Source organism: Clostridium frigoris (genome assembly GCF_018861865.1).
Classification (GTDB): domain Bacteria; phylum Bacillota; class Clostridia; order Clostridiales; family Clostridiaceae; genus Clostridium_AD; species Clostridium_AD frigoris.
The window spans coordinates 1-20,272 of sequence record NZ_JAHLDV010000042.1 but is presented as its reverse complement, the minus strand read 5'-3'; the positions used below and the strand labels follow the sequence as shown (position 1 = coordinate 20,272).

The 20,272-nt window shown below is 30.7% G+C and carries 14 protein-coding genes and 1 riboswitch; of the genes, 5 read left to right on the top strand and 9 right to left on the bottom strand.

Annotated features, from left to right (window positions below; all coding sequences use genetic code 11):
• Window positions 1–277 precede the first annotated feature (277 nt).
• On the bottom strand, window positions 278–1,504 hold the full coding sequence (locus KPL37_RS14795) for an ROK family transcriptional regulator (RefSeq protein WP_216150569.1): 1,227 nt from the start codon (window positions 1,502–1,504) through the stop codon (window positions 278–280).
• Between the two features lie 224 nt (window positions 1,505–1,728).
• Here KPL37_RS14795 and KPL37_RS14790 point away from each other — a divergent pair, with 224 nt between their 5' ends.
• The 4 genes from KPL37_RS14790 (at window position 1,729) to KPL37_RS14775 (ending at window position 6,819) form a co-directional block, all read left to right on the top strand.
• A complete protein-coding gene (locus tag KPL37_RS14790; protein WP_216150568.1) occupies window positions 1,729–2,460 on the top strand; it encodes a sulfite exporter TauE/SafE family protein in 732 nt (243 codons plus the stop codon).
• A gap of 405 nt (window positions 2,461–2,865) precedes the next feature.
• Window positions 2,866–3,780, top strand: a complete 915-nt coding sequence (pfkB, locus tag KPL37_RS14785) for a 1-phosphofructokinase (protein WP_216150567.1) — start codon at window positions 2,866–2,868, stop codon at window positions 3,778–3,780.
• A gap of 66 nt (window positions 3,781–3,846) precedes the next feature.
• The gene (locus KPL37_RS14780) at window positions 3,847–5,715 is read left to right on the top strand and encodes a PTS fructose transporter subunit IIABC (RefSeq protein ID WP_216150566.1); all 1,869 of its coding nucleotides are present in this window, start codon (window positions 3,847–3,849) and stop codon (window positions 5,713–5,715) included.
• Window positions 5,716–5,889: 174 nt separating this feature from the next.
• Window positions 5,890–6,819: an AEC family transporter gene (locus tag KPL37_RS14775; protein ID WP_216150565.1), complete on the top strand. Its 930-nt coding sequence runs from the start codon at window positions 5,890–5,892 to the stop codon at window positions 6,817–6,819.
• 54 nt (window positions 6,820–6,873) lie between these two features.
• Here the strand turns inward: KPL37_RS14775 and KPL37_RS14770 are convergent, their stop codons facing one another.
• Together KPL37_RS14770 and KPL37_RS20300 are read right to left on the bottom strand one after the other, a co-directional pair.
• Complete coding sequence (locus KPL37_RS14770) at window positions 6,874–8,232, bottom strand: MATE family efflux transporter (protein ID WP_216150564.1); 1,359 nt, start codon at window positions 8,230–8,232, stop codon at window positions 6,874–6,876.
• 102 nt (window positions 8,233–8,334) lie between these two features.
• Window positions 8,335–9,384, bottom strand: a complete 1,050-nt coding sequence (locus KPL37_RS20300) for a C40 family peptidase (protein WP_343216284.1) — start codon at window positions 9,382–9,384, stop codon at window positions 8,335–8,337.
• 246 nt (window positions 9,385–9,630) lie between these two features.
• Between KPL37_RS20300 and KPL37_RS14760 the strand changes: the two genes are divergently transcribed.
• Entirely contained in the window at window positions 9,631–9,999 is a 369-nt protein-coding gene (locus tag KPL37_RS14760; protein ID WP_216150563.1) for a hypothetical protein, read from the top strand.
• A 117-nt stretch (window positions 10,000–10,116) separates the two neighbouring features.
• On the opposite strand, the gene KPL37_RS14755 is transcribed toward KPL37_RS14760, so the two are convergent.
• From KPL37_RS14755 to KPL37_RS14730, 6 genes are all read right to left on the bottom strand, one after another.
• Window positions 10,117–11,046, bottom strand: a complete 930-nt coding sequence (locus tag KPL37_RS14755; RefSeq protein WP_216150561.1) for a glycyl-radical enzyme activating protein — start codon at window positions 11,044–11,046, stop codon at window positions 10,117–10,119.
• A gap of 16 nt (window positions 11,047–11,062) precedes the next feature.
• Window positions 11,063–13,468 carry a glycyl radical protein gene (locus KPL37_RS14750; protein ID WP_216150559.1) on the bottom strand — a complete coding sequence of 802 codons (2,406 nt, stop codon included), beginning with the start codon at window positions 13,466–13,468 and terminating at the stop codon, window positions 11,063–11,065.
• A 185-nt stretch (window positions 13,469–13,653) separates the two neighbouring features.
• Window positions 13,654–14,811 (bottom strand): iron-containing alcohol dehydrogenase, encoded by a 1,158-nt coding sequence (locus KPL37_RS14745; protein ID WP_216150557.1) that lies wholly within the window; start codon window positions 14,809–14,811, stop codon window positions 13,654–13,656.
• A gap of 279 nt (window positions 14,812–15,090) precedes the next feature.
• Window positions 15,091–16,140 carry a PocR ligand-binding domain-containing protein gene (locus KPL37_RS14740; protein ID WP_216150555.1) on the bottom strand — a complete coding sequence of 350 codons (1,050 nt, stop codon included), beginning with the start codon at window positions 16,138–16,140 and terminating at the stop codon, window positions 15,091–15,093.
• Window positions 16,141–16,289: 149 nt separating this feature from the next.
• On the bottom strand, window positions 16,290–16,793 hold the full coding sequence (locus KPL37_RS14735; RefSeq protein WP_216150553.1) for a cell wall hydrolase: 504 nt from the start codon (window positions 16,791–16,793) through the stop codon (window positions 16,290–16,292).
• Window positions 16,794–16,923: riboswitch (cyclic di-AMP (ydaO/yuaA leader) on the bottom strand. It abuts the gene before it with no gap.
• Window positions 16,924–17,221: 298 nt separating this feature from the next.
• Entirely contained in the window at window positions 17,222–19,921 is a 2,700-nt protein-coding gene (locus tag KPL37_RS14730; RefSeq protein WP_216150551.1) for an ATP-binding protein, read from the bottom strand.
• Window positions 19,922–20,272 lie beyond the last annotated feature (351 nt).

Genomic DNA, 20,272 nt, shown 5'->3' with positions numbered 1-20,272 from the left:
TTAGTTATTCAAGGTATTATATAAGTATATGTTTCGACAAATAATTAATTAAATTTATTAATCAATTATTATAAATTTTTTTAAGTTATTTTCACAACTTTTCTAACTTATAATTACATAGTAAACGCTTTCTTTTGTATTGTCAACAAACTTAAACCTCATATTTTTACGATTTTAAGTGTTTATCACAACATTTCTTTGTTTTCCTCTTTGTTACATTTAATTAAACTTATTAATCAACTGATGGTTTTAATTTTCATTACCAAATATAAATCCATTAATTCATGGCTCCCGTTCTAAAAAAGAACTCCCTTATAGCCAATGCAATCCCACCTACATAAATAGGCCTATCGTTTAAAGCACTATAACTTATAATATTTCTCAAATCACAATCCGTAAGATTTTTATTAAGTTCCTCCTTTAATGTCTCCATAAAAATTTCATTCATAAACATCTCGCCGTATAATACCAATTTCTGCGGATCGATAATAGTTAACGCATTTGATATTCCAAGCGCCATATATATTGCTGCTTTAGTTATAATTTTAATAACCTCTTCATCACCTTGCTGAGAACTTTTCATTATATTGTTTGTAGATAGATTTGTAATATCTCCTGCGCATAATCTATATAATATAGGAGCTCTCTCTCTAGAAAAAATCCCCCTTATTTTTCTGTTAATAGCTTCTGGTGACGCCACTGTTTCAAGACATCCAACTTTACCACATTTGCACGTTTCTCCATTAATTTCAACTATTGTATGTCCAATTTCTGCAGCTGTATTATGAGTGCCACTGTAAATTTCCCTATCTATAACTATAGCTGAGCCGATACCAGGTCCACCTTTAATGAATAACATGTTGCTTATATTTTGAAGTTTTTCATGATCCATCTCAGCAATTGCAAGGGTTCTCACATTATTATCTACAACTACATTAATATTCAGTTGTTTTTCTAATATTTTCTTAACATTTACTTCTTTCTTCCATAGACCGTATGCATGTTTACTTACGCCTTCTTTTGAATTAACAGGACCAATTATTCCAACTCCAACCCCTAGAATATTTTCTTTAGCTACGTTTTCTTTCCAAAGCAATGAAATGCACTGATTTGCGATAATTTGCAAAGTTTCTTCTGCTTCTAGCTCTTTTGTTATGCACATGGATGTACTATTAATAACTGTTCCTTTAATATTAGCAACTCCAATACTGCATATTTCGGACTCTATACTTATACCAATTACAAATTTTATATCATAATTTATATCTATTAATATTTTTTTTCTTCCTGCTCTTTTATCATTTTCCTCAAGCTCACCCATTTCCTTTATTACACCTTCATCTATCATTTTATTTACGATAATAGTTACTGAAGCGGGTGTAAGTTCAACTTGTTTTGCTATATCCGTTCTTGGCATAGCTCCATATCCTCTTATAAGATTTAATATAGAAACCCTATTTTTTTGTTTTATGCCTCCCATATTTATACCTTTTCTAATTTTCATCTATAAACACCTCGTCATAATTTTAGAAATAAAAATATGCATTTAAGTATATTTTATCAATTAATTTGTTTTTTCATACACAATTAGTTTATATTAAAACAATAAATTATTCAACATAAAATATATTTTTTTAACATAACTGTAGAAAGTCGCGAAAATATACTGTATAATAACAATTAGTTAACATTTTTAATTAATTATTATTTTGTATTGGAGGGTATAATATGACGACTTTAACTATTGTTTTATTTTGCTTAGTTATTTTTATAACTCATTTTTTAGGAAGTGTAACTGGAAATGGTTGTACTGTTCTAGCGCTTCCTTTTGCCATAATGCTTACCGGAATTAAAATTGCTAAGCCAGTTCTTACCATCTGTGGATTACTACTCTGTCTTTATGTTGTTGTTGTATCTTATAAGGATATTGTATGGAAACAATATTTTAGAATAATGATTTTTGCAGGTATTGGATTACCAATAGGAATGTGGATTTTTAACAAATTCCCTGAAAACGTTTTAAAATCAATCCTTGGTATTTTTATAATTGTAATATCTATAAAAGGCCTTATTAATTGTTATAAGACAAATAAGGTCACCAAACCTATAAATAACTATGTATTAAATTTCATTGTTTTTATAGGTGGTTGTGTACAAGGTGCCTTTACATCTGGTGGCCCTCTAGTTATTATATACGCAACAGAAAAGCTGAAAAATAAGAGTAATTTCAGATCAACTTTATGTATGGTTTGGGTAACATTAAATGCCATAATTGTTGCACAAAATTTTGTTACAGGTGCTATAACGCCAGAAGTTACTAAACTTCTGTTGTTTACACTCCCGTTTCTTTTATTAGGAGCTATCCTTGGAAACTATGCATATCATAAAATCAATGATACTATATTCAATAAAATGGTGTACATAATCCTATTTATTTCAGCTATGTTCATGTTTTTATAAAAGGTTCAGCATAATTTTTATACATATTAACTAGAGTGTAGACAAATAGAGATAGCAACCGCTACCTCTGCTTGTCTATACTCTAATTTTGTATTATATCTTGCTATAATATAAATTACCTTCTAATATATATGATTTAATTGATTATATCAAAAGCACTTTAACATTACAGAGTCCCAATTAATCTAAAATTTTAAATTATGTTATGAAAAGTAATTTGCCATTTACATTTAAATGTGAGTGAAATCTAATAAAGATCAAAAACACGACCGAATGTGAACGGTTTCTAATGAACCGTAAAAAAAACATGACCGAATATGATCATATGTGTTGTTTAAGAACTGATTTTATATTATTATATATATATGCAAGTTAAAAATAAATATAAAAGGTAGTGACCAAAATATGATATATACAGTAACTTTTAATCCAGCTATAGATTATGTTATAACCGTAGATGATTTTAAAGCAGGATTAATTAATAGAGTTGCCAGTGAAGAAAAATTCGCCGGTGGAAAAGGTATAAATGTATCAAGAGTTTTAAATAATGTTGGGATAAAAAGTAAAGCTTTAGGTTTTGTTGGAGGTTTTACTGGAAAATTTATAATTGATTCATTGGAGTCTCAAGGTGTTGAAACTGACTTTATTGAGATAAGCGGTGATACACGAATAAACGTTAAACTCAAATCAAAAGAAGAGACGGAAATCAATGGAGCTGGTCCAATTATAAAAGATGAGGACCTAAATAAGTTATTTAAAATAGTAGAAAGTTTAACTTCAGATGATTATCTAGTATTATCCGGAAATGTTCAAAAGTCTGTTCCAAGGGATATATATGCTAGGCTTCAAAAAAAGTGTGCTTCTAATAATGTAAAAGTTGTAGTTGATACCACAGGTGATGCTTTGGTTGAAACGCTTCCGAACAAGCCATTTTTAATAAAACCTAATAACCATGAGCTAGGTGAAATATTTAATAAAGAACTTACAGATATAAATGAAATTATTAAATATGCAAAGAAACTTATTGTTATGGGAGCACAGAATGTAATTATATCTATGGCTGAAAGAGGAGCTCTCCTAATTTGTGAAAATGGAGTTTATCACGCGACTCCAGCAAAAGGAAAAGTAGAGAATTCAGTTGGTGCAGGAGATTCAGTTATTGCAGGTTTTCTAGCTAAGTATTCAAGATCAAAGGATCTAATTGAATCATTTAGATGGGGAGCTACAGCTGGAAGTGCTACAGCATTTTCAAAGGATTTATGTAAAAAAGAAGATATTGAGTATTATTTAGCGCAGGTAATTGTAAATAAATTAGATTAATTCTAGTTATTAATTAGCTTGCTTTTATAAACTAACTAACATTGTATTTATAACAGGAGGAATAAGATGAAAATAACAGAACTTTTAAAGAAGAATACTATTATTTTAGATTTAAAGTCTAACAGTAAATCAGAAGTAATTGATGAATTAGTAAACAAACTTGATAGTGCAGGAATGTTAAATGACAAAGAAGAATATAAGAAAGCAATTTTAAAAAGAGAAGCAGACTTCTCAACTGGAATTGGGGAGGGTATAGCTATCCCTCATGCAAAGGTTGCAGCTGTAAAAACTCCAGCATTGGCTTTTGGACGTTCTACAGCTGGAATTGATTTTGATTCTTTAGATGACGCTCCTGCAAACATATTTTTTATGATTGCAGCAACTGATGGTGCTAATAATACACATTTGGAAACACTTTCAAGATTATCTACTCTTCTAATGAATGAAGATTTCAAAAATAAACTTCTCATTGTTAAAACGCCTGAGGAAGTTTTAAGTTTAATTGATAGTCAAGAAGCTGAAAAATTAGAAGAAGAAAGTGCCGAAGAAGAAGAAATAGTAGAAACAAAAAGTTCAAAAGGTTTAGTACTCGCAGTAACTGCATGTCCCACAGGTATAGCACATACTTATATGGCAGCAGATGCATTAAAGAATAAGGCTAAAGAAATGGGAGTAGACATAAAGGTTGAAACCAATGGTGCTACAGGAGTTAAAAACACATTAACAGATGATGAAATAGAAAGGGCCTCAGGCATTATAGTAGCTGCTGATAAACAGGTTGAAATGGCAAGGTTTAACGGTAAAAAAGTAGTTATAGTTCCTGTGGTACAAGGAATAAAAAAACCAGAAGAGCTTATTAATAAAGCATTAAATGGTGAAGCGCCTATTTATAACCATGCTGGTGGTAGTAAATCTGATACTAAAAACGAGAGAACAGGAATTTATAAACATCTTATGAGTGGTATTTCAAATATGCTTCCTTTCATTGTTGGTGGAGGAATATTAATAGCTTTATCATTTTTATTCGAAAAGAGTTCAAATCCAAGCTTGTTATATTTGTCTAAACTGCTTTCAGTAATTGGAAGCGATAATGCTTTTGCACTTATGGTACCAGTACTTGCTGGATTTATAGGTATGAGCATTGCAGACAGACCAGGTTTTGCTCCTGCAATGGTAGGTGGATTTTTAGCATATCAAAGTAATGCAGGATTTCTTGGAGGACTTTTTGCAGGATTTCTTGGTGGTTATGTAGTACTGCTTCTTAAAAAGGTTTTTTCAAAATTACCAGAAGCCCTTGAGAGCATAAAACCGGTACTTATATATCCACTTCTAGGTATTTTTATTACTGGTGCTATAATGTACATTTGTATAGATGGACCAGTTCTTCAATTTAACCTTTTTCTTCAACATTGGTTAGGTGGAATGGGCACAGGAAACAAAGTGCTACTAGGTGCTCTATTAGGTGCAATGATGGCAATTGATATGGGCGGACCAATAAACAAGGCTGCCTTTGCATTTGGAATCGCTATGATAGCTTCAAACAACTACTATCCACATGCAGCTGTAATGGCTGGTGGTATGTCTGCACCCCTAGGGATTGCACTTGCTACTTCATTCTTTAAAAATAGATTTACAAAGCAAGAAAGAGAAACTGGTCTTAGTTGTTATGTAATGGGGGCTTGCTTTGTAACAGAAGGAGCAATACCTTTTGCAGCAGCGGATCCAGCAAGAGTAATTCCAGCAGCTGCAATAGGATCCGCCGTAGCCGGTGGACTAGCATTATTTTTTAATATAGGAATGCCAGTTCCACATGGCGGTATATTTGTAGTTGCTTTAGTTAAAGGAAGTCCATTACTTTATATACTATCGATTTTGATAGGAGCTGCAGTAACCTGCTTAATACTAGGAATTTTAAAAAAACCAAAAGATATTTAAAATAGTTAAATCATCTCCTGGGTCACTGCAGGTTAATGACTAAAACGCCCCCTAATCATCTTATTTCAATTAGTAGTTAATATTGAAACAAGATAATTAGGGGGCATATCTTTATGAAAAAATTTAAGTTTTTAAGAAAGTTCACAAAAGATCAAAATTTTTGGAGGTAATATTTTGAATATCAATATTATGAATCAAATAATTATATTAACCCTTATGATGATGGTAGGAGTTATCTTAAGAAAGACAAAAATAATTACAGATGAAGTCAATAAGGGGTTTTCAAACATTTTAATTAATGTAACAATGCCTTGTATGATTATATATTCTTTTAATTTTAAATTTTCAATTGATATGCTAAAAAGTGCTAGTATGATTCTTTTCTATTCTATTGTAATACACATTATTTTAATAATCTTAAGTAAACTATTATATTCTAAATTTGAAGGTTCTAAGAAAAATGTATTTATATTTGCAACAGTATTTTCTAATTGTGGATTTGTAGGATATCCTGTGATTCAAGGAATCTTTGGGAATATAGGTGTATTTTATACATCTATTTATACAATTCCTTTTAATATTTTTATGTGGTCTTATGGTGTTATGCTTTTTACGGGCAAAAGCGACTTAAAGAGTATAAAAAAGAATCTTATAAATATACCTCTTATATGTACTCTTTTAGGAATTATAATATTTCTTTTTTCTATAAAGCTCCCCTCACCATTACTTAAGACTTTAGGTAGCATAGGAAATATGACTACTCCCCTATCAATGTTTATAGTAGGAAGTATGCTTGCAGATGTTAAATTAAAAGATGTGTTTAGAGGTCTAGATATCTATTATGTAAATTTTATTAAACTTATAATTGCTCCACTCTTAACTTATTTTGTGCTTAACCTTTTAGGTGCTAATAAAACTCTTCTTTACATATGTGTAATTTTAGTAGCAATGCCGACTGCAAGTTTAATAGCAGTTTTGGCAGAAAAATATAATGGAGACAAATTAACTGCTTCAAAATGTGCTTTTTTAACTACAATTTTATCTATAATCACGATACCCATTATTATGTCAATAATAGACTTACTTACAAAATTTAAATTATAATGAAACAGCTATGAGTTTCCTCATAGCTGTTTCATTTATGCTTTTACTTATAAATTATTTTTCGGTTATACAAATGTTTTTATTGGATCCATACAATTTTTTATGGGTTATATAGTAAGCAATTCCTAAAGGGATACAAGAACCAATCCATGCAAGAGGACTGGCCATTGCTATACCTGTAAAACCTAAATATTTCGATAAAATTATTGCTGCAAAGGTTCGCATAATTAGCTCCATAACTCCTGCTAAAGTAGGAGCAAAACTCTGTCCTAATCCTTGAAGACTAAATCTGTAAATAAAAAGCAGTGCTAACACAAAATACATTGATCCATTAATGTTTAAATAGGTTTGTGCAAGAGAAACCACTTTTGGATGGTTATCTCCTACAAAAATTGATATCATAAAGTGACCAGCGAAAATATTAAAAAGACCAACAATAATACTAAAGCCTACGGATATGATACTACATTGTTTTATACCAATACGAATTCTTTCTATTTTACCTGCTCCATAGTTTTGGGCTACAAATGTGGCCATGGTAATACCAAATGACATCATAGGTTGAATAGCTAGCATATCAATTTTTTGTGCTGCAGTGTATGCAGCTACAGATAGTTCACCTAAATTATTTAGTGCAAATTGAACAGTAATTGCACCAATTGCTATAATAGACGCCTGAAATGCCATGGGAAGTCCCATTCTTAAATGATCCCATATGATTTTCTTTGTCAAATGCCAATCACTCCTATGTAGTTTTAAAATAGGCATATTTCTCATGATATAAATAAAGCATAATATAGCAGAAATTCCTTGAGATATCGTGGTTGCCCATGCTGCACCTGAAACCCCCATATTAAATCTTAAAATGAATACAAAATCTAAAATTATGTTTAAAATACTAGCAACAACTAAAAATATTAGTGGTGTTCGGCTGTCTCCTAAAGCTCTCATAACATTAGAAAACAAGTTAAATAACATTGATACTATAATGCCTCCGAAAATTATAATTATATAATCATAAGCACCTTCTATTATTTCTGGTGGCGTATGCATTACCTCTAAAATTGGTCGTGCAAATATAACACTTACAATCGTAAGCACCATTGTAATTAATAAACTTAGTATAATACTTGCCGCATAACTATGTCTTACCCCCTGTTTATCTCCAGCTCCAAAGCAGGTAGCTGTAATTATAGAAAATCCAGCAGTTAATCCTTGTGAAAACCCAAGTATAAGAAACATAATGCTTGCAGTGCAGCCTACTGTTGCCAGAGCATTAATTCCAATTGTACGTCCTACAATCAGGGTGTCTGCTAAGCTATAAAATTGTTGAAAAATATTACCTATAAGTAATGGCAGTGTGAAAACTATAATAATTTTAGCTGGACTGCCCTTTGTTAAGTCTCGTATCATAAAACATGCCCTCCATTAATAAACTGATATAATATACACCATATTATATCATAAATATTATATTAAATTCAAAAAAACAAACCCTAATCACTGAAATACTGTTCAATGATTAGGGCTATAAACAAAATTTTTAACTCTACGTCCATAAGTAAAATCGCTATTTAGTGTTTGAACTCTAATTACAGCCCCTGTGTGAGGTGCATTTATCATATTACCATTTCCAACATATATTCCCACATGATGAGAAGGCGTTCCAAAAAACACCAAATCTCCCGGCTTAAGATTAGCTCTAGATACAAGGGTTCCTACATTTTGTTGATCTTGTGAAACCCTTGGTAAGCTTACTCCAAAATGTTCAAATACATATTGTGTAAAGCCAGAGCAGTCAAACCCCGCAGGACTTGTTCCCCCCCACAAATAAGGAGTTCCAAGAAAATCTGAAGCATATGCTAAAACTGGATTAGAAGAAAATATAGCCTTGTTTGTTACTTTCTCTAGAGCTACTTGTTTTGCTATCCCAGCTTTGTCTGTTACAATTTGTGCATTATATTGATTTTCCTCAGCATTTAATTGTGCAACCAACACACTTTGATCTTTTTTTTGTTTCGTTAAAGTAGCCAATTTCTTTTTATTGTCAACTCTTAAAGATAGCAACTTTATATTTTCTGCATCTAGTGCTACCTTTTTTAATTTAATTTCTGCCTCATTTGTTTTTAAATCATTAATGATATTATTATCAAATTTTACTATCATTTTTATATGTTCTACTCTTGTTATTAAGTCATCTATCCCCTTTGAATCTAGTATAACGTCTATAAAGCTTGAGGACCCATTCATATACATTGCTCGCATTCTTTTATTAAAAAGTATCTGTTCTTCTTTAATATTACCCTCTATATCTATAATATTCATTTGGTCTTGTTTAATATTCTTTTGTATTTTTACTATATTATTTTCATTAATTTTGATTTTAGACATAATTGCTTCAATTTGATTGTCCGTAATCTCTACTTTAATTATAAGATTGTTTTTTTTAGTTTGAACCTGCAAAATTTCCGTCTTATCTAACACAGGATCTGCGTATACGCTAGTAAAACAAAGGCTCATAGTTACAACAAGTGCCATTATGCCTACCCCAATTTTCTTGTTCACTTCTCTCCCCCTACATATAATTTTATCTTACTAATTCCTACAAAATGACTTACTTAATTATATAACTTTAAAGCATTTATAACAAATTCTATATATGTAATTTATATCCACAAGCAGATGTCAGCTCTAATATACCTTAAATTTCTAATTATTTCATATTTCAGTATACATAAAGTAACACTCCTTCATTTTCAACATATTATGTAGAAGGTCAAATATCTAATATAATAAAGGAGTATTTATAATATGGAAACATACGATAACCATGACAAATTGAGGATGATAAAGCATTATTTTATTTTTAACATGTTACAACAGCCATCTTGTTTTATTAATATTAATAAAACAGCTAAAAGAAGCTCAACAAATATCAAACAAGAAAATGATTCTGAAACTGGGATTCCCATCTGTGATAAATTAACTATGACAAAATTTCTTGTTATTTTAAAACTGTTACAACAACCATATCATAATAAAAATACGAATAAAACCTTTAAAAATAAGGTTTATGAATTTCATGAGAATGAAAATGCCGATTACTTAGAAAGCCTAATACCACCTCCACCAATTATAATAGAAGAAAAAGATATAGATATAGTTATTCCTACTGAATAATATTAGCTTAAAAAGCTGTTATACTATTAATTAATTTTTTGATATTTGACCTTGAAATAACAAGAAAAAGAGGTGCCTCTCAAATGATTTTTAATCATTTCGAGACACACCCTTATTTTAGCCTCCAATAGTACATTCTAATCCATATTCCTCTACTATTTTCTTAAAGTTATTCATAGTATCCTCATCTGGGGTTTTAATTTCCTGTCCCATTGTATAATCTAGTCCTAGGTTCTCATACTTATTAGCACCAAGCTTATGATATGGTAATAAATCTAAGTGCTGTACTCCATTTAAACTTTTAGCAAACTTAGCAATATCAGATATACTCTTTTCATCACAATTAAATTGTGGAATAACAGGTACTCTTATAATAAGCTCCTTACCTGTAGCCGCTATTTTTTTAGCATTTTTAACTATTAACTCATTACTTACATGAACATACTTTTTATGCTTTTCATCATCTAAGTGTTTTATATCTAAAAGCACTAAATCAACCCAAGGCATTATTTTATCAATTGTCTCTTCACTAGCATAACCTGTAGTTTCTAATGCAGTATGCCATCCCATTGACTTGCAAGCTTTTAAAAGTTCAATTGCAAATTCTGGTTGCATAAGTAATTCTCCTCCAGATAATGTAACTCCACCTCCGGAACGTCTAAATTGAATAGTTTCTTTCTTTAGTTCAGTCATTACCTTTTCTACAGTAGTTTCTTCTCCAGATTTCACAAGACCTCCTGGATAACAATTATCAGCGCAAACTCCACAACTTGTGCATTTTTCTCTATCTATTCTTCCATGTCTTAGCATATCAATTGCACCTACTGGGCAATTTTTTTCGCATTTTCCACACTCAATACAATTTTTTTCATTAAACATAATTTGAACTAAGGGATCTTGTGATTCTGGATTACTACACCAATCACATTTTAAAGGACATCCTTTTAAAAAAACTATTGTCCTAATACCAGGTCCATCATGTATAGAAAAGCGTTGCATATTAAAAATTTTGCCTTTTTGCTTATAATTAATTATTCTTATGGGCATCTGCTTTTCCTCCTTATTAAAAAGTTTGTTCAGTTCTCTTTATAATATCATCTTGAATTGCTTTATCTAATGTTATAAATTGTGCACTGTAACCAGCAACACGTACCACTAAATCCCTATATTTACTTGGATCCTTTTGTGCTTCAACAAGCGTTTTCTTATCTATTATATTGAATTGTACATGCATGCCCTTTTGATCGAAAAAGCTTCTAACAAGTGATGCTAAATTATTTAATCCACTACTTCCAGCAATTGAACCTGGATGGAATTTTTGATTTAATAAAGTCCCATTAGATGCAATAAAATGATCTAATTTAGCTACTGAATTTATAGCAGCAGTTGGTCCATTACTATCAGCTCCTCTAACTGGAGATACACCATCAGCTAATGCTTCATGTGCTTTTCTACCATCTGGAGTTGCTCCAATAAGATCACCAAATAGGATGTTAATTGCTGCTGGATATAATCCCGCATGGAACCTTCCACCTCTTGGATTTTTATGTTTTTGAACTTCTTTACAGTAAATATATGCTCCTTGTCTTGCTAGTTCATCAACTTCATCAATATCATTACCAAACTTAGGAGCTCTATGAATTAACATTTGTCTTATATCCTCAAAGTCTAACTTTGAATTTGAATCTTCTTCACCAAAGTTAGTGTCTAAAGCTTCTTTTAATTCTTTTAAAGTTATCTTTTTATCATCAAATACAAGTTTTTTTATAGCTGCAAAAGAGTCTCCTACATTTGCAACACCAACACCTTGTGGTCCTGTAAAGTTATAATGTGCTCCACCTTCTTGAAGTGACTTGCCATCTGTTATGCAATCATCAACCATACAAGATAGGAATGGTAATGGAGCCCTCTGCGCATGAGCAAGATCAATAGAATTGTCTGCCACTGATAATTGATAAACAAAGTATTCCATTTGCAATGCATAAGCTTCAATAATTTCTTCAATAGACTTAAACTCTGTAAATTCTCCAGTCTTAGGTCCTATTTGTTTTCCATTACTCATACCATTATTTATAGTGACTATTAATAGTCTTGCTAAATTAAAGAAACCTGAATCATGCCATCCTTCTGTTTTACCTGGTTTTTGAGGTTCAACGCAGCCTATAATTCCATATTCTCTAGCATCTTCAATTGTTAATCCATTACTAACTAATGCAGTAATTACAACTTCATCATTATAAAATGCTGGCATACCCGTACCTAATCTGCTTAATTCACAAGATCTTAATAGGAATTCATCTGGAGTTTTGTTCCATATTCTTACTGAGAATGAAGGTGCTGCTAATTTAACATGAGCTGTAGCATCTATGCACATGTATGATAAATCATTTGTAGCATCTTTACCTTCTCTATCTTGTCCACCTACAATTAGGTTTTGAAACAATGGATACCCACCAAATGCCCTTGTTGATACTTCATCACGAACTTTGTTAATATCATTTAATTTAACCCATACACAATCAATAAGTTCTTGAATTGCATTTATGTCAAAATTTCCTGAATTTAATTCTATTTCATAATATGGATACATATATTGATCAAATCTTGTTGGAGATATAGAATGTCCATTTGATTCTATATTTATAACTGCATGTACAAACCAGAATGATTGGCAAGCTTCATAAAAATTAGTTGCTCCATTTTCAGGTACTGTTTCACAGTTTTTAGCTATTTGTATTAATTCTTTAGCGCGCTTTTCATTAGATTCTTTTGAAGCCATTTCTCTAGCAAGTTTTGCATATCTATGCGCATAATTAATTACCGCTTTGCAAGAACCTATGATAGCTTCCCAAAATAGTTTTTGCTTAATATACTCGGGATTTTCTTTATCAGCAGCAAGCATTGCACATTCAACTTCTGCAATAATTCCTTTATATCCTTTAGCTAAAACCTTAGCGTAATCTACAGATACATGTCCTACACCATTAAGATAATAATTTGCAACTGTGAATACATTTTCATTCATTGCCTCTATAGTTTCTGGATACATATATGAAGTAGCAAGTTCATTAGTGGTTTTACCTTCCCAATAGTTAAATACTTCTGTAAGCTGTGCTTTTGCCTTTTCAGTAATTTGAAATGAATCACCTTTTCTCTTTCCTATGCTATCAAATTCATCTTTAATCCACTTATTTGAGAACTCAGGAAAAATTTGAGCTGATCTTGCTTCCTGCGTCAAACTCCCAACTATTAGCTCTTCGTCTCTTATAATAATAGGAATCTCATTTAATATCTTTTCAAGTGCTCTAGCCCTACGAACTACTGCAGGTTGTCCTTCTGTTTCTTTAAATGATTCTGTTATTAATAACGCTCTATCAACTTCTATACATGGGACCGCTAAAAGTATTTGTTCCTTTAATGCCTCTATCCTCTTTGTTGGTTTACTAAATCCATCTTGTAGAACATACATATTAAAACTTCCTCTCTTAAAATAATTTTTTCATGTTTTATCCTATATTTTAAATACAATTTATTGTTAAATTTATAACTATCAAAGATATAAGTAATTTATAATATATCCTCAATTATTACATCAAGGACATATTATAAGTGATTTGACTTATAGAAGTGGGAAACTTTCCTTCTAAATTGTCGTTAAAATGCTGATTTAAATAATTCAGCAATATCTTTCTTGTTTCCTTTTCTTGGGTTACTAAAGGCATTACCATCTTTTAATGCCCATTCAGCCATATATTCGAGGTCTTCTTCTTTAACTCCTTGTGATCTTAAGTTAACTGGAATTCCAACATCATTTGCAAGTCTGAACATAGCATCTATAGATTTCTGCGCTGCATCTAGTACTGAAAGTCCTTGTATGTTTTCACCCATGAATTCTGCTATATCAGCAAATTTCTGTGGATTTGAAATAACGTTCCATTTCTCAACGAATGGAAGTAATATAGCATTAGCTACTCCATGAGGCATATCATAAAGTCCACCCAACTGGTGGGCCATTGCATGTACATAACCTAAGTTAGCATTATTAAATGCCATACCAGCAAGTAGTGAAGCGTAACACATATTTTCTCTAGCTACTAAGTTTTCACCTAGTGCATAAGCTTGTCGTAAGTTATTTGATATTAATTTAATAGCTTGGATAGCTGAGGCATCTGTAATAGGATTAGCATCCTTTGAAACGTATGCTTCTATAGCGTGAGTCAAAGCATCCATACCAGTTGCAGCTGTAAGTCCTGCAGGCATTCCAACCATTGTTAATGGGTCATTAATTGAAACTGATGGTAAGTTTCTCCAACTAACTATAACAAATTTAATATTAGTTTTAGTATTTGTAATAACGCAGTGACGAGTAACTTCACTACCTGTTCCAGCTGTGGTATTAACAGCAATAATTGGAGGAAGTGGATTTGCGAGAGTCTCTATACCTGCATAGTCAACTAATTCTCCTGGATGAGTTGCTAATATACCGATACTTTTACCGCAGTCATGTGAACTTCCGCCACCAACTGTAATAATCATGTCGCATTTTTCATCCTTGAATACTTTTACGCCTGCAATTGCGTTTCTATCCTTAGGATTTGGTTCAACATCATCATAGAATACAAAACTAATTCCTGCTGCCTTTAATGAAACTTCAACTTGTTCTACTGCTCCACCCGGAAGACTACGAAGAAACTTATCAGTTACTATTAACGCTTTTTTTCCACCTAAAATTTTAGCTCTTTCGCCTACTACTTTTACAGCTCCTGCTCCCATAAAATTAACCGCTGGTACTAAATAATCATACATTCTCATTAATTATTCCTCCTTAATTTTTTAAGCATTTTAATTTATTGAATTATAGCTTGTATTTATTTATAAGGTGCTATTAACATTTTCTTCATTATGAATTTGTTCGTTATAAATTTAACTTACTAACTCTCTACCTAAAGTATAAGCCTGTCTAATTCAAATTTCATTGAAGTAAATCGCATTCTTGTGGAAAAACCCGGCTTACTTTGTGTAAATTTCGACAGTAATTTCTTGCACTTACTGTTTCAAATTAAAAAAAATAGCACTAGTTTTACCTAATTGCTATTTTCCTACATTATATTTATTTCTATAAACTGCTGGGGTTACACCTTCAATTCTTTTAAATACTTTTATAAAATAACCACAATCTTCAAAGCCTAAATCCAAAGCCAAATTTATTATTGGAACATCTGAGGCCTCAAGCAATTCTTTAGCTTTTTTAATCCTCACTTTATTTATATAATTCGAGAAATTATCTCCAATATTTTTTTTAAAAAGCTTACTAAAATAGCTAGGACTAACGTTACACAAAGACGCCATTTCATCAATGCTAATTGCGTAACTATAACTCTCTTGTATATAGTCTAATGCTGGCTTTAAAATAGCATTACATTTGTTCTTACATATTATATCGTTTTCATTTTTACTAACAGTTAAGTTAACATTATTCTTTGGCTTAACACTATCCTTTGAATTTTCTTCCACTGTTTCTACTTTGTTAGCCTCTTTTAATTCTAAATTTGCCACCTTAAAAGAATCTACCGTTAAAATCTTATCATTAAATTTATTTGAATTTATTTTTACCAAGGCTTCTTCTACAATATAATTATTAATATGCAGAATCATATTAGCAACAGATTTAACCCTATCCAAAGTCATAATAGGTAACTTTTCATATAAAACCCTAAGTTGCGTTTCTTTTTCTAAGTCCATCTTAAAATTTTTATTGTTAACTATTTGTTCTAAATTTTCCTTTTCTTTATCTTTAACAATAACTTGTCCTGCCATTACCGCGCCAAAGTATTGTCCATCTACTATAATAGGAATTGCAAAATCTAAGATACCTAAATGACATATATATAGATATGGTTCTTGTAATCTAGCAGCCTCTAGCCCACCTCTAGAATCACATTTTTCACAAAGCTGGCTTAAGTCTGGATTTGACCTTATAAATTTACAGAATTCACTGCACTTACTATGTGTAGTAACCTTTTTTCCTTTATAATCAACCGTAACCATAGCAATATTGGTTACCTCTGCTATATTATCTTGAATTTTTTGAAAATTATCCACATTAATAATATTTTCTAGATGCACCAACCCATTCTTCAAAATACTTCCTCCATTCATTTAAAAAGGTATTATAATTAATATTAACATCAAAAACAAAAAAATAGAAGCTAATATTTATCTTTGGTTAAAAACAACTAAAAAAAACACCTACATTTTTGTAAGTGCCTTCACTAAATTTTTTATTTTTTTCAGTAAAATACCAAGTTACCAATTTTTATGGAACCTGATTTTCTGATACCATTATTAAAAAACAATGCATTCTTTATTGGATTAGTCCCATTAATTGCAGCGCGAGCTGCTTTAACATCGCTTGCCGGTGCAGTTCTTTTAATGCTACCATTTGCTACACATCCAAATTGATAACTACCCTTATATTTTTGATTAATTACAGCACTAATTGAATTTGGGAACCTACTACTTTTAACCCTATTCATAACTACTGCTCCTACAGCAACCTGAGTATTATAACTCTCTCCCCCAGCTTCTGCATTTATTAATCTAGCGAGCAAGCTCAAATCACTTGATGTATATTTTTTTGCAAAAGGTGTTATAGTCTCTACACCAAATACACTTTCCACAGTAGCGCTAGTTGTTACTGTAGCTGCAAATATATTTTGTGATAAAATAATTGAAATAGCTAGTGTTAATGCCATTGTCAATAAAATACATTTGTATCCTTTAAATATAAACATTATTTATCCCCCTATTGCCTCCCAGGTTAGTTGACGGGTTAGGGTTGAGGTACCCCACTTTGTGAATAAAAGTTTCACCCCATAATTAAATCCCCGGTACTTCTTTTAAAAGATTCGGCTACTTGATATAGTAATACAACCTGTAAAAAATGTCAATTTGGTCCATTTTAAAATTTATACCAAGTTTAGGTACGAAAACTAAATAATATGTTTTATTTTACCCTCACCACAAGGAGGATTAAGAACTATTTGAAAACGTTACCACGTATTGTGAAAGCTAAAGACAATTTTATTCTAAATAGTTACCAATTGTAAACCTTTTGTAAACTAATTTCAATTTAACAATTAACAAAAATTAACACTAACAATAATGTCAGTGCCTAAGTAAATAAATCACTTTATTTATTAATAATGCATACCTTTCAAAATTAAGAATAAACATCTGAAAGTTCCACTCGTATATTTTGCTCGTGACTTCTAACCTCATTATTATATATCATATTTTCCTTAAGAACTTTTTCTGAAGGAAGTTTAACTGTAAACTTACTTCCTTTACCATATTCACTTTCAACAGATATACTACCGCCATGTAATTCAGCAATAGATTTAACTAAACTTAACCCTATACCCGTACCCTCTGCATTTCTAGATAGTGATTTATCTACCTGCTTAAATCTATCAAAAATCATTTCCAAATGTTTTTTTTGAATACCAACACCATTATCTTTTACTGATATTTCAATAAATTCATTTTTATCCTTAATAGCAACCAATATTTCACCACCAGTACTCGAAAATTTAATTGCATTTGATATAAGATTCAAAACTATTCTTTCTATTTTGTCTGGGTCACAAGCAATTATTTTTTCCTCAATATTGGTATCAAAAATAATATTTAAACCTCTACTTTCAGTAAAATGAGTTACAGACATAACAATATCCTCTACAAGTTCTATAATATTATTATTGGATAAATTTATATCAAAGAATCCTGCTTCAATTTTTGATGTATCAACTATATTATTAATAAGTTTAGACAGTCTATAAGAATTTTGCTTTATGGACTTAATATATTTAATAATTGAATTCTTCCTATCATCAAGCGACCCACTATGAAAATACATTTCAAATAACTGAACTGCTGCAAAGATAACATTTAGTGGTGTCTTAAGCTCATGGGATATATTTGCAAGAAATTCTCCCTGTTGTTTCAATTCTTTCTCCATTAATATATTGGAATTTATTTCATTGGTAACATCTATTACTAAAACTAATATTTCTTTAATTTCTCCATCTATTCCAAATAGAGGTTCAAATACAACATTCCAATATATTTCCTTCCCTTTTACAACATACTTTTTTTTGTTCAAATGCTTAGTTTTCTTTTCTCTTAACACATCACTAATACACTGAGAATATTCATCTTTTTTTAACCCTCTAAATAAATCACTTTTACTATTCTTTATTTGATTTACTGATTTAACATTAGGTAATAACAATTTAATTAAACTGAATGCCTTTTGATTAATATCCTCTATCTTTAAAATAGGGCATGATAATCTAACAACAGCTAAATCCATAGTATCTATCATTCTGTTCATGAATTCATATCGGCTTTTTATATCTTCTTCATGTTTAAAATAGTCTGTCATATCCCTACTACAAACTACACCTCTAGTAAATTTCCCTTCACTATCATAAATAGGTGTTCCACTAACATCTACCTGTATAGTTTTACTTTGGGACTTTACTAACATTTTCATATTTTTAAATTTTTCACCTCTCAAAACTCTACAAGCTGGAGTATTTTCTAATTTGATTTTTTCTCCCAATATATTGTAAAACTCAGATGGTTTATATCCTTCACTCATTTTGTCAGCGCTATTATAATATGAAATGAACATATCCCTTGATGCCTTGTTTAGTAATGTATATTGCTCTTTATTATCAAAAACAGCCACAGAATCAGATATATTTTCTATAATAGCCTCTAATTCCTTTTTCTGTTCTGAAATTTTTCTTGTTAACTTAACTCTTTTAGTAATCTCATGAAAACACGATACTACATTGGTTAATTCTCCATTATTATAAATTGGAATTGCACTATTATTCATATAATGCTCTTTCTCAGGATTAACTACGAACATCTTAACATTTTTTACTGGCTCGCCTCTTAAAGCTCTAATTCCAGGAAGATCTTTAATTAACATTTTATTTCCTTCCATATCAAAATACTTCGTATTTTTAAAAGTATCCCCTAAATCGGTTAATCTATCAGACTGATATATTAATTTCCTTGCTTCTTTATTTATCATTAAACATTTACCTTTATTATCTGTAAGTACTATTCCCTCAGCTAAGTTTTCAAGTATGCTATTTAATTGTATGTTTTTCTGCTCTAACTGCTTCTTCTGCTCTTCAATCATATTATTTTGTAGTTCAATCCTTTGATTTTTTAAGACCCTTTCAGTAACCTCTGAAGTAGTACACATTATATATTTCATTACCCCATCTTCAAATATAGGTGTTCGATTTGAATCCCAATAAGTTATACCCCTATCAAATCTTTCAAATTTTATTGCTTTAAGGTAACTAGATTTTCGAGATTTTATAACATTATTAGTAATGCCTTCTGATTGGGTTCCTACATAACCAGTTACAATTTCATTAATAGATAGTCCTATACTAGTTTCCTGTTCATTATAAGGAAACTCATTAATATCAAGATACTTTTGATTTGCTTTAACCATTATTAAATCAGGTACGGTATAAACAGCTATCCCCACTTTGTTATCAGACAATGTCTGATCAATAAAAATCATCTTATCATCAATCCTAGAACATGGCTTTTCAACAAAAGCATATACATTCTCATCTAATTTTTCATCATAAAGCATAGTTATTTTCACCTCTCTTGCCGAGAGCGACTTCGTAAATACATATCCAAAATACTTATCTTTAATATTATCAAGAAGTATTTGTGCATTAATTCTTATCATAGCTCCCATTTCTTGGAGTGATTTACCTAATAATTCATCAATAGTAAAACCTGTAAAATCAATAAACTCACTATTAACCTTTGTTATAATGCCGCCTTGCGAATACAAGCATGGCTTTGTTATTCCCATTATATTGCCCCCATTTTAAACACAATCAGATAAATTTTATTTTCGCAAAAAAAGCACATTATAAAATAATTTTATAATGTACTTTCTTTTATATTTTACCATATTTTATGTTGCTTTTATATGGTTATTATTAATCTTTATTTTACAACCATCTATAAATGTAGAGTGAGAAATTTATATTTACCTTTTATACCGTATGAAAGAAATTATGAAAGGGACAGGAAGAACAATAATTATAACTATTCAACATACGCACCACTTGTAGAAGTGGGCGATTGTAAACCGCAAAAGCGGTCCAGTTCTCATTGAACTAAGAACCGTAAGAAACAATATCCTTGTAACATAGAGCTT